At 32.7% G+C, this 11,457-nt stretch carries 9 protein-coding genes and 2 pseudogenes; 6 read left to right on the plus strand and 5 right to left on the minus strand.

Annotated elements, in window-relative coordinates; translation table 11 throughout:
- Window positions 1-39: 39 nt before the first annotated feature.
- Both AAHF52_RS00100 and AAHF52_RS00105 read left to right on the plus strand, forming a co-directional pair.
- Window positions 40-1,059, plus strand: coding sequence for an IS110 family transposase (locus AAHF52_RS00100; protein ID WP_342068410.1), 1,020 nt, complete (start codon window positions 40-42; stop codon window positions 1,057-1,059).
- Between the two features lie 509 nt (window positions 1,060-1,568).
- A pseudogene (locus AAHF52_RS00105) lies at window positions 1,569-1,937 on the plus strand (hypothetical protein); the annotation flags it as partial.
- A gap of 12 nt (window positions 1,938-1,949) precedes the next feature.
- Here the strand turns inward: AAHF52_RS00105 and AAHF52_RS00110 are convergent.
- Both AAHF52_RS00110 and AAHF52_RS00115 read right to left on the minus strand, forming a co-directional pair.
- The gene (locus AAHF52_RS00110) at window positions 1,950-3,059 is read right to left on the minus strand and encodes a hypothetical protein (RefSeq protein WP_214303258.1); all 1,110 of its coding nucleotides are present in this window, start codon (window positions 3,057-3,059) and stop codon (window positions 1,950-1,952) included.
- Entirely contained in the window at window positions 3,025-4,221 is a 1,197-nt protein-coding gene (locus tag AAHF52_RS00115) for a hypothetical protein (protein ID WP_214303259.1), read from the minus strand. Before AAHF52_RS00115 ends, AAHF52_RS00110 begins: the two co-directional genes overlap by 35 nt.
- 313 nt (window positions 4,222-4,534) lie before the next feature.
- On the opposite strand from AAHF52_RS00115, the gene AAHF52_RS00120 reads away from it, so the two are divergent.
- Window positions 4,535-6,157 carry a recombinase family protein gene (locus AAHF52_RS00120; protein WP_342068416.1) on the plus strand — a complete coding sequence of 541 codons (1,623 nt, stop codon included), beginning with the start codon at window positions 4,535-4,537 and terminating at the stop codon, window positions 6,155-6,157.
- 33 nt (window positions 6,158-6,190) lie between these two features.
- On the opposite strand, the pseudogene AAHF52_RS00125 reads toward AAHF52_RS00120, so the two are convergent.
- A pseudogene (locus AAHF52_RS00125) lies at window positions 6,191-6,574 on the minus strand (efflux RND transporter permease subunit); the annotation flags it as partial.
- A gap of 152 nt (window positions 6,575-6,726) precedes the next feature.
- Here AAHF52_RS00125 and AAHF52_RS00130 point away from each other — a divergent pair.
- Window positions 6,727-7,377 (plus strand): hypothetical protein, encoded by a 651-nt coding sequence (locus AAHF52_RS00130; protein WP_007302791.1) that lies wholly within the window; start codon window positions 6,727-6,729, stop codon window positions 7,375-7,377.
- A gap of 3 nt (window positions 7,378-7,380) precedes the next feature.
- Here the strand turns inward: AAHF52_RS00130 and AAHF52_RS00135 are convergent, their stop codons facing one another.
- On the minus strand, window positions 7,381-8,118 hold the full coding sequence (locus AAHF52_RS00135; RefSeq protein ID WP_007302792.1) for a glutamine synthetase: 738 nt from the start codon (window positions 8,116-8,118) through the stop codon (window positions 7,381-7,383).
- 325 nt (window positions 8,119-8,443) lie between these two features.
- Here AAHF52_RS00135 and dnaA point away from each other — a divergent pair, with 325 nt between their 5' ends.
- Window positions 8,444-9,826, plus strand: a complete 1,383-nt coding sequence (dnaA, locus tag AAHF52_RS00140; protein WP_213863681.1) for a chromosomal replication initiator protein DnaA — start codon at window positions 8,444-8,446, stop codon at window positions 9,824-9,826.
- 157 nt (window positions 9,827-9,983) lie between these two features.
- Window positions 9,984-10,859 (plus strand): protein translocase subunit SecF, encoded by an 876-nt coding sequence (secF, locus tag AAHF52_RS00145; protein WP_007302794.1) that lies wholly within the window; start codon window positions 9,984-9,986, stop codon window positions 10,857-10,859.
- Between the two features lie 5 nt (window positions 10,860-10,864).
- Here the strand turns inward: secF and AAHF52_RS00150 are convergent, their stop codons facing one another.
- The gene (locus tag AAHF52_RS00150) at window positions 10,865-11,389 is read right to left on the minus strand and encodes a TIGR02281 family clan AA aspartic protease (protein WP_007302795.1); all 525 of its coding nucleotides are present in this window, start codon (window positions 11,387-11,389) and stop codon (window positions 10,865-10,867) included.
- Window positions 11,390-11,457: the final 68 nt, after the last annotated feature.

The following is an 11,457-nucleotide window of genomic DNA, read 5'->3' on the forward strand; positions in this document are numbered from 1 at the left end:
TTCAAGAATAATTTAAACTTTTACAGTAGGAGTAGTCTCATGAAACATTATAGCGGGTTAGATGTCTCACTCAAAGAAACTTTTATTAGTATCATTGATGAGAAAGGAAAAATTGTTAAAGAAGGGGTTGTTGCAAGTGAAAGCAGTGCAATAGCTGAGTTTCTGCTTGGTCAAAACAAAAAATACGAGTCCATAGGAATAGAAAGCGGGCAATTATCAATATCGATGTGCAAAGAGTTGAGGAATCTTGGATTACCAGTAACTTGTGTAGATGCAAGGCATATGGCAGCAGCATTATCTGCGAGAATCAATAAGAATGATAAAAATGATGCAAGAGGCATAGCACAAATGATGAGAGTTGGGCTATTTAAGGAGGTATTAGTAAAATCAGACGAAGCTTGTCAGGTTAAAATAATACTTGGAAGCAGAAGACAATTAATACGTTGCAGAGAGCAAATTGCGGGAACAATAAGGGGATTACTGAAAATATACGGGATAAAAGTTAATCAACGTCTTAGTTCTGCAAACTTTGCTTTAAAAGTGCAAGAAATGGTTAATAATCTAGATGAAATTAGCCAAACCTCAATTGAATCATTAGTACATAGTTTAGAAATAATAGAAGAATCAATAAGAAAACTTGATAAAATGCTCTCAGAACAAAGCAAAAAAGATGAGGATTGTAAATTATTAACTACTGTTCCAGGAGTTGGTATTATAGTAGCAATGACATATAAAGCTGCAATAGATGATCTGCATAGGTTTGAAACATCTTATACAGTTGGAGCCTATATGGGATTAAGTCCAAGACAGTACGCTTCTGGTGAGATTGATCGACACGGAAGTATATCAAAAATGGGACCAGTGGACTGTAGGAATATGTTATATGAAGCCGCGCAGGTCTTACTGGTAAAATGTAAAAGGATATTTAAATTAAGAAGCTGGGGATTGAAGCTTAAAAAGAAAAAGGGCATGAAAAAAGCAATTGTTGCAGTAGCAAGAAAATTAGCCGTGATTATGCATAAGATGCTAATCGATAGAAAAGAGTTTTGCTATCAATAAACACTAAAGAAGTATAAAACAATAATTTTACTGAAAGTAAAGATAGCAATGCCGATGGAAGGGATAAGCAAGAGGATAAGTTGAAGCATAGACTTCGTGGCGTACATGTTGCCGTCCACTTCCGCCTAACAAGTATAGTGCGGCTTGGCTACAATATGAATTAGCCATATTAGACCGCGGAGAGAACAATGGAAGCATGCTACTTTTAACTTATGTAAAATCATTAAGACTATAGAGGAAAAGAATGATACCTTAGTTTTTATAAGCTTAATGAATATGTGGATAAATACTTTAAGTTTGTGTGGACGTATTTATCCACATATTCATTGGCTACATAGTTTAAAAGAGATTAATTGGAAATTAGTGTTGATGTTTTTATTGCCAATAAAACCTCTTTTGATTGAATAAGATAATACAATAATAAATAAAAGGTTGTATTAGAGCTGAATTTTACATCAAAAAATATTTTTCATGATACAAAAAATTATTGTTGACTTTTATGCAATTAGAGAACTTATCTGAGAAATGAAGAAACAGGGCTATTAGAAGACATCACTGAACAATTAAAAGCTCAAAATATTAGCGATAAAGATCTAAAAATATATCTTATTGACTCAATTGCGCGAGCTGCTAGTTCAGGACATCCATTTACTCATACAGGAAGTGCAGGCATACATAAACAACGACATAGATTGCTTGAAGTTTTTCATAGTATGGGAAGGGATAGACTAGAGCGTATAGTTCAAGAGCTTTTACAAGCAAAGCAAATAGTTAAAGGAATGGCTAATGGTTCAAAAGAAGATAAATGGCTTGATGTAAAAACAGGACCATTTGCACGTGGAGTTGGAAAATTTACTCATGGAGCTGAAAATTTTTAAAATCAGGAAATTCTATTTTTTTATAGTCAAAGTAAAAGGGTTAATACGATAACCATATGATGATCTTTGCCAACCAAGGGTTTGTATTACATCATCACGTTCAATACTTAATCCTAATTTCTCAGCAAGTGTAGATTTGATTGTTCTTTGCATTTTATTTAATGGCTTTCTGATTTGTTGTTCTAAATCTGCTTCTAAACTAAGTCCCAAGAGTTTTTCTAACTGGTTAATATTGAGAAGTTTATGTTTTTCAGGTGGTAATTCTTTCTCACAGTCATGTAAAAATTGCTTGAACAATATTCGAAAAATATTAAGACATGATACAGCTTTTTTATTTATAACTTCAACACTATTAACATATACCATACCTTTAACTACCTGTAACTCCAGAAGCTTTGTTGGCACAATTGGTTCAACACGTTTAAGCGAAATATATGAAGCTGGTAAAACTTGCAAAGAAGTATTTTCTACTACCTCTGGTACTCCTTTTTTAGCTGCCTCTTGGAATATCTCAGTTACAGTCTTAAGCTGACAAAACAGTTTCACCATTGGCACTACATATAGGCTCAATAATAGATTCGGTATATCTTTTTTTAGAGTGATGAGAACTGTAGGGTGGACTCTAAGTTTATCTATAGTTAAAAATATCGCATCAGTACAAAAATCAAGGATTATTAGATTTACAATACGACCTTGATTACAAATATAATAAACTCCTTTTTCCACTTTTTCCCACATAAGTCTTGAATCATTCAACTTTGTTTCAAACCAGTCTATGATTTTCTCTATATTTAAGTATATGGATAAGAGATGAAATCTCTGTTTTTTATAAGTATTAGGCAAAATATGACGAGAACAGTTTTCACAAATAGCGTCATCACATGCTTCATCAAAGTCTGGATCGATAAAAATCTCATTGCTACAACTTGGATCAATTACATTTGGCCAATCAAGATGATCTTCTTCACGAGAGCAAACAATATAGTACCTTTCTTGCATTTTTATCAATCCAAGATCAAATAAGTATCTTGCTGCTTTAATGTGATTTTGACTTGGATTAACCCAAGAACTATTTGAACTTAAAAGATCAGCAATTTGCTCGTGAAAGGATTTTAAGACCATAAGATTGTTCCATATGTTTCTTCAGGTCCTCTCTTTCTTTTTTATTGAGTGGATGCTCTGAATAATAAACTTCCCCACTTGATTTGAAAGAAAATGTTACCTTTTTATTTTGGAACATTACTTTAGCTGATTGAATAGATTGTAGTATGTTGCCAATAGCTGGCTTTAAAATATGTAACTCTGGTGCAATAGGATCATACGGTTTTACACTTAAAGTAAGATATGTATTACTATTTTTAAAATAATCTGACTTAAAATTTAACTCAAATATACAAATGTCAGAGTCAGAACCATCTATACATGCTTGAAGAAATTTGTGCACTTGTAGTGGAAAGTTCTTATCTTGTATATTTACAAAAGTACATTCGCAGTCAAAATACCCACTTACAATGCTATTTGCTATTTCCACAGCCTTGTTAGCATTTTTAGCACAGAGATTAACCTGAGTGCCATCAAGAGAGAAATCTAAAATCATCCACTCAGGTTTATGACCATGAACAACTTTGTTTGAATTAAGCAGTAAATCCATGTCACTTCCTCGACGTACAAACATATATATTCGATCTTGATGATGGAAAAAACCCTGCAACTGGTCATCATCCTTAAGTATCTGCTCTACAGCTTTTTGTGACATAAATGTCTTGAATGAAGTATTTATTTGTCTTGGTGATTTCTGTAGAGCAAATGATACGAAGCCTTTCTTTTGCACTTTATCAAAGTGATAGACAGATTTTAGAAGTTCACAATTTATGTGAAATAGTAAAAACAATAAGGATCTTTTATCATACTTGGTATTATTTTTTATCAGATACGATCTCATTAACTCTTGAGTGAGGGCAAATCTTGCTACCTCACTGACTGTAGCTTCAAGTTTTGTACGATCAAAGTGGCTAATGAGATAATAGTCAAAAAGAGAGTCAGAGTAACTGGTAAGTATCTTACGTTTTTGTTGAGTCGATCTATCGTCATAATCTCCGTCCTGAAAAAGTTGCCCATTTAAATGATTTTTAAAGCAATGCTGAAAAATGATACTCAATTGTCTACCAGAAAGAGAATCAAGCCATAGTTTACGTAATTCTAAATCTTGAAAGCGATCTAGCAAGAGATTAACGGGAACCTCTAAATCACTCTCCCAGAATTCATAACTTGGATGAACATTCATGATACTTTAAATAAGCCATATCATACATAATATGATAATTCAAGTAAAGATTTTTTGGACATAATTTTTTCAAATCTTGTATATTTAATTAAGGAGAATTTGTGTGAACTAGATAGCTTTCTTAAATAAGGTGTGCATTGGTTTAGTTTAATAGAAGTCTCCTAACCTTATAAAAAAACTCACAGGAAGAAAAACATGCAAAAAGGGGAATTAACTATTAATTGTCGTTATGAGCCTCACAGATTGGCTGGTACATATTTGGCAGATGCTTATGAACAATTATTGAAATATAAAATAAAGGAGGTGAAAGAAAATGACAACAGTAAGCTTGTATGCAAGAGTTTCATCAAGACAACAGGCACAGGAGAATACGATAGAGAGTCAGATTGTAGAATTGGAGCGTCGCATTAGTAGCGATGGACATGAATTATTAGATGAGCATAGGTTTGTTGATAATGGTTACAGTGGATCAAACTTAGAACGTCCTGGCTTAGAGAGTTTACGTGATAGAGTAGCAGAAGGTAAGATTGATAAGATATACATTCATTCACCTGATCGGCTATCACGTAAATTTTCATATCAAATGATCTTACTCGAAGAGTTTAAAAAGGCTGGATCTGAAATAGTATTTTTGAATCATAAGTTTGATGATAATCCTGATTCCCATTTATTTCTACAGATTCAGGGAGCAATAGCAGAGTATGAACGTGCAAAGATTATGGAACGAAACCGTAGAGGTAAACTTCATGCGGCCAAAGCTGGGTGTGTAAGTGTGATGGGTAGGGCGCCTTACGGTTATCGCTACATAGCAAAACATGTAGGTGAAGGAAATGCTCAATTCGAGGTTGATGAAGAAGAGGCAAATATAGTGCGTAAAATATTTAGTCGGGTTGGCCAAGAAAGAGTAAGTATAGGAGAAGTTGTACATGAACTGAATAAGATACCGGTAATAACACGAACAGGAAAAAGGTATTGGAAAAGGAGCACTATTTGGAACATGTTAAAAAATCCTGCTTATATAGGACAAGCAGCTTATGGTAAAACTAGGACATGCTCAAAACCACAAGTAAAAAAATCAAAAAAAGGAACTTGTGGTAAACTTAAAAGTGGTCGCTTTAATAGTGATAAAGAGAATTGGACTTATATTCCAGTACCAAAAATAATCAATGAGCATTTATTTGATTCAGTGCAGGCACAACTAACTGAAAATAGGCAAAGAGCAAGAGTACGACAAAGAAGAGAAACATATTTATTGCAAGGTTTAATGGTATGTCAACGTTGTCAATATACTTATTGTGGTACAAACCACGTTCATAAAAAGTCGACATATTATTACTATCGTTGCTCTGGTACAAACTCTAGCAAATTCAATGGCAATAAAATCTGCGATAATAAATCAATACGCACTGATATATTAGATGGAGTTATATGGGAAGAAGTCAAGAGTATCTTGAAAGAGCCAGATAGGATTGCAAATGAATATCAACGTAGATTATCAGAGAACAAAAAACCTTTACATAATCAAACACGTGAAAAGCAAGAAAGTAAGTTAAGATTAAGTATCAAAAAATTTATTGATAGCTATGCTAAAGGGTTTATAAGCCAAGAAGAATTTGAACCAAGAATCACAACAATGAAACAGCATTTGAAAGAAATTGAAGAAGAGAAAGAAAGAACGCTTGATCAAAAAAAACTACAACAAGAATTGAGCCTTGTTACAGATAGCTTGAAAAACTTTTCCTCAAGTGTTGAATCAAAGCTTGATCAAGTGGATTGGCAGACTAAACAAAATATTATTAGAATGTTAATTCATCAAATTGAAATCAACCACAATCACTTGTATATAGTATTTCGCATAAAAAGTCTTGCAAATTTTGATCAAAATAGCCATAATAGAATTATGCAATGTTGTACTAGCAGTCAAGCCAACGTTTAGTATCGGAAATAAGCTCAAGTCTATTTCATTGATTATCGGAGATTCTGCTTCAATAGGTAATTTTGATTTTATGTTTAAAAGCTTTGAACGGACATTATCGAGCACTTCTTTATTATTATACTCTGTTCTAAATTCGATTATCATGTGAGCACCATCATTAGTTGCAAAAGCTCTCAATTCTTTTACACCTTCGATGGATCTTAGTTCATTTTCTATAGGAAGCACTAATAGCTTTTCACTATCCTCGACAGAAATACCAGGAAACCCGACAAATACACTAATTATAGGAATCTGTATATCAGGATTGCTTTCTCTTGGCATCTTTATATAAGTGTATGAGCCGAAGGTAAAAATCACGATAAGCAATAATATTACTGTTCTATTCCTCTCTACAAGTAAGCTTTTCATGCCAAACATTATACGTATTTATATCATATTATAGCTAAGATAAATTATATATTAATTAATCCTCATATAGCTTTATGTAAATGATTAAAATTTTTACAGTTTTGCAAGCGTAAGAAAATTTCTATATAATATGACTTTAGTATGGTATTTGAGGGATTATTGTGGTAGCAGTTTTAAGTGTGATAGAAGGCAAGAATAAAGCGATCGTATCTGGGTTGGTTGGTGTTTCATCAACTTTAGTATTTTTAACAATGATTCACATTGCTGCAAAGATAGCCATTATAGTTACTGCTGCTGCAGTTACTTACGCATTACTTTCATTGCTTAATAAAGCAAGACCTAAGTCTGTTAAAACTGATGATATGTCAGAAGATGAAGGGTATAGCAGTGTTGATGAAGGTGAAGAAAAAGATACCGTAAAAGAACCAAAAAGAACTGAAACTGAGCTAGAAGAAGAATTAAAAAATAAAAGAGCAGAAGAAGAAATGAAAAATGGACTACCTAAACATATGGATTTCAAAGGTAATTCACTTTCTAAAAGTGCTGATACTACAGATAGTCATTTCGTTTCTAGTGCTACAAATATTGTTATGGAACCTTTACCTAAACACATGGATGCACTTGGTAATCCACTTCCTGAGCAGCCACCGAGCAACCTTACCAATATAGGGCTTGGATCATCTAAAAGTACGCAGAAACTATCTGCTGCAGACTTGCTATTACAGTATGGGAATGTAAATAATGATGTGAGGAAAGTGCTAGAATGGCCAATTACCTCAAAGGAGTTTAATGGGTTAGGGTTTAACAGGTAGTTGCTATATCAAACTCTCCATCTTATATTGAGGATCAGATGCAATGCCATACACTCTATTTGGCGGAGCAATTTTGTTCTCTATACCAAAAACTATACCTTCAATTATTGCTGTGAGTACTTTTTCAAGGTTACAATCTGCTCCAGGAACACGGTGCTCTAGGCGGCATCTTTTGGAATCGTTGCCAAAATAGGGAATTCTTATCGCAGCAGTTCTGTTATTCACTCCCCAACTAATCGTAGTTGGAGTATGAATATCTGGGTACTGAAATCTTAAATATGAATCATCATTTGGAGCAAAAAACAACATATGTTTTTTCATCATTGCACATAATCCACCTATGCTGTGAATCAGGTGGTCACTATATTTTTGCTTATTGCCATAAAATAAGTTATTATTATTTGAATCCATGAGGCTAACATGTACATTTAGTGCGCTGCCTGCTCTATCCAAATAAGGTTTTGCTTTAAAAGAAACATTACCATCGAACTCTTGTGCTGTTCCAATCAGTAATTTTTTTACTAACTCAAAATGCATAATTAAATTATCAGGACTCGTATAACAATCACTTTTTATCTCGTATTGGTTTAAAGAACTCTCTTTCTCACAAAAAAATCCAAGAGAAGCTATTTTATTTTTGATGCTATTCAGAAATAAATATTCTTTTTTTATTCCCTCAGTGTAAAACTCCAGTTCAATACCGAATACAGTATTATGACTCAAATTACTTAATATAATCACAAATTTACTTCAATAAATTTATACTAAATCAGCTATATTTATACAAGTACTTTACTTATTTATCAGTAAATTTAATATCTTATTTATACATAATATATTACTATTTTTTAATAACATACTTCTAATCCTCGGTACAAGCGACATTTACAAATTGATTGTTTTTATTTCAAAAAAATGATCAATTTTAGTGCTTTTATACTCTTTACAACTCGTCAAAAAATCCTCATAATTTTAGATATGTATTAAGTAGTTTAGCTTTTTATCTTACAGTAAGCTATTGATTATCTTGCATCTTTCTGATTATTGTTCTTTCTTGGTGTGGTATATGAACTTAACTAACCCTAAGGTTTTTACTATGTTTTTTGATCAGATTATTACAGTAACGGACCACAATGTTACTTGGGAAAAAATCCAAAATTATCTCCATAATCTCTATGGAGAAGCAACATATAACAGCTGGCTGAGTTCACTAAGATTTATCAGCAACAGAAATGGAGAAGTTTTGTTGTCTGTACCAACAAGATTTATAAAGGAGTGGATTACAGTTCACTACATGGAAAAAATATTGTCATTATGGCAAAGCGAAGATCAAAGTGTATGTTCTATTGATATTCAATTAATTGAAGAAAGAAATTCAAATTCTAATACGATACTAAAAAATAGAGAGGAAAATAATCATAATCTTGGTTCACCACTAGATACCAGATTCACTTTTGATAATTTTGTGGTAGGAAAGTCAAATGAGTTAGCATTTACAGCGGCAAAGCGTGTAGCGGAATCTATAGATCCAATATCAGGAAGCAACCCTTTATTTCTATATGGTGGAGTGGGACTTGGTAAAACACATTTAATGCATGCTATAGCTTGGGACATAGTTAATTCTCCGTCAGCAAAAAGAAAAGTGGTATATTTATCAGCAGAGAAATTTATGTATCAATATATTACGGCGCTGCGGAGCAAAGATATTATGTTATTTAAAGAGCAATTTAGATCAGTAGATGTATTGATGGTAGATGATGTGCAATTTATCAGTGGTAAAGATAGTACACAAGAAGAATTTTTTCACACTTTCAATGCATTGATAGACCAAAATAAACAATTGGTTATATCAGCTGATAGGTCTCCTAGTGATCTTGATGGAGTAGAAGAAAGAATAAAATCACGACTTGGTTGGGGATTAGTTGCAGATATTAATGAAACAACTTTTGAATTAAGACTTGGTATATTGCAGGCGAAAGTGGAACGAATGAATATGTATGTTCCAAAGGATGTCCTAGAATTTTTGGCAAGGAATATAAAATCCAATATAAGAGAACTAGAAGGAGCATTAAATAAGGTTGCTCATACCTCTTTAATTGGAAGAAGCATGACAGTAGAATCAGCTAGTGAGACCCTAATTGATCTTCTTAGGTCAAATCATAGGTCAATCACAATAGAAGAAATACAGAAAAAAATAGCTGAATTTTTCAATATAAAGATTGCAGATATGCAATCTAATAGAAGGCTCCGCAGTCTTGCGAGGCCGAGACAAATAGCTATGTATTTCGCAAAGAAGTTTACGCAAAAAAGTTTACCAGATATTGGAAGAAATTTTGGTGGTAGAGATCATGCTACTGTTATACACGCAGTCAAACAAGTGGAAAATTTCATAAGAACTGACCCAAAATTTGCTGATGAAATCAATCGATTAAAAAAGATGTTTAAGTAGCACTTTATTAATGACAACCAGGCTGTTTTCATTTTTTTGATCAAATATCTTTTTCAAGTAGATTAAGTAAATCAAAGATCATTATTAGTATAAGCTAAGAGAAAATAGCTAGTCGATTGCTTAAAAAGTATATAAAATCACAATTTAAGTAGGAAATATGGCAATTAGACTTATTCCAGATAATCTTGATATAAGATTTAGTAAATATAGAAATTTGACAGCACTTGTTAGCGTTATTCTTATCATTTTTTCAATGCTTACTTTTATGCTGCGTGGAATGAATTTGGGTATAGACTTTACAGGTGGAATTTTGATAGAGATAAAATCTTCAAGCAAGGATGATGCTATTCTCGGTATATTAAAAGAGAGTGGATTTACGATACAGAGTTCAAAAGCTGGTGATAACTTAGTTGTGCGGTTTAAAGATGAGGGAGATGAAGATAAAATTAAAAAGGTTAAAAGTATATTAGAAAGCAAATTAGGTAATTTAGTAACTTATCGTAAAATAGATTATGTTGGTCCACAAATAGGCTCAACGCAGATATTTGAAGGGATATCAGCCATGTTAATTGCAATTATTGGAATATTTTTTTATGTTTGGCTTAGATTTAGCTGGCAGTGTGGACTTGGTGGAATAATGGCACTAATCCATGATGTGATTTTAACTCTTGGCTTTATCAGCTTAACGAGTATTGAGTTTAATATTTCATCAGTTGCAGCTCTACTTACCGTGATTGGCTATTCAATCAATAATTCAGTGGTTATATACGATCGGATTCGAGAGTATAAAAAAAATAGAAAAGATGTAGAAATGGATGAAATAGTTGATGCTAGCATTAATTCTACACTATTTCGTACTATGTTAACTTCAGGTACTACTCTTCTTGCTGCTCTTCCTTTAGTGCTGATTTGTACAGGTGTGGTCAGAGACTTCTGCTTAATCATTTCTTTTGGCATTGCAATCGGCACCTGTTCCGCAATATTTATCTCTGCTCCTATATTGACCTGCAGAGCGTTGATAAGTAGAGTATAGAACGTTTAACTACGATATAATATTAGCTTATTATCCCTAATAGTGAAATGAAAATATCTCAAAAAGCTCATACCAAGTAATGAATGGGACATAGAGTGAGTATTAACACTAGCGTGTACATCATTAATTAAAAAATTTCCTATTTTAACTTGAGGGATGTGAACAACACCAGCTTTTATTTGACCTTTTGCAGTTTCATATATTTTAAAGTCTTGAATGTTTTGTAAGTTAATACCAGCATGTAACGCATCTTTTTGCGATAGAACAATATCAGTTGCTCCGGTATCAAGCAAAAACGTTATATTACGATCATTGACTTGAGCTTGAATATAAAAGTGTCCATCGTATGACTTTGTAAATTCAATACTTCCGCCATTTTGAACCCTTCCTTTGTACGGTAGAAAAGTGCTCAGAAACCTATTGCTTAGTTTATCCCCTTGTGAATCAATAAACATTGCAGTAATGACTATTATCAGTAGCCAAATAACTAGATTTTTTGCTGCATTCATATTATTAAAATTTGAAGCCATAAGAGTAAATTTTTAAGATTAGCGTTAAAAGCTATTATTAAAAATAAGTAAATTTTATTGTTTTAGTA

Source organism: Wolbachia endosymbiont (group B) of Melanargia galathea (assembly GCF_964030625.1).
GTDB lineage: Bacteria > Pseudomonadota > Alphaproteobacteria > Rickettsiales > Anaplasmataceae > Wolbachia.

What these genes read in the sequence shown, in the direction of transcription:
- AAHF52_RS00115 (WP_214303259.1), bottom strand. Translation starts at nt 4,221, where the DNA reads ATGAATGTTCATCCAAGTTATGAATTCTGGGAGAGTGATTTAGAGGTT.
- AAHF52_RS00120 (WP_342068416.1), top strand. Translation starts at nt 4,535, where the DNA reads ATGACAACAGTAAGCTTGTATGCAAGAGTTTCATCAAGACAACAGGCA.
- AAHF52_RS00110 (WP_214303258.1), bottom strand. Translation starts at nt 3,059, where the DNA reads ATGGTCTTAAAATCCTTTCACGAGCAAATTGCTGATCTTTTAAGTTCA.
- secF (WP_007302794.1), top strand. Translation starts at nt 9,984, where the DNA reads ATGGCAATTAGACTTATTCCAGATAATCTTGATATAAGATTTAGTAAA.
- AAHF52_RS00100 (WP_342068410.1), top strand. Translation starts at nt 40, where the DNA reads ATGAAACATTATAGCGGGTTAGATGTCTCACTCAAAGAAACTTTTATT.
- AAHF52_RS00150 (WP_007302795.1), bottom strand. Translation starts at nt 11,389, where the DNA reads ATGGCTTCAAATTTTAATAATATGAATGCAGCAAAAAATCTAGTTATT.
- dnaA (WP_213863681.1), top strand. Translation starts at nt 8,444, where the DNA reads ATGAACTTAACTAACCCTAAGGTTTTTACTATGTTTTTTGATCAGATT.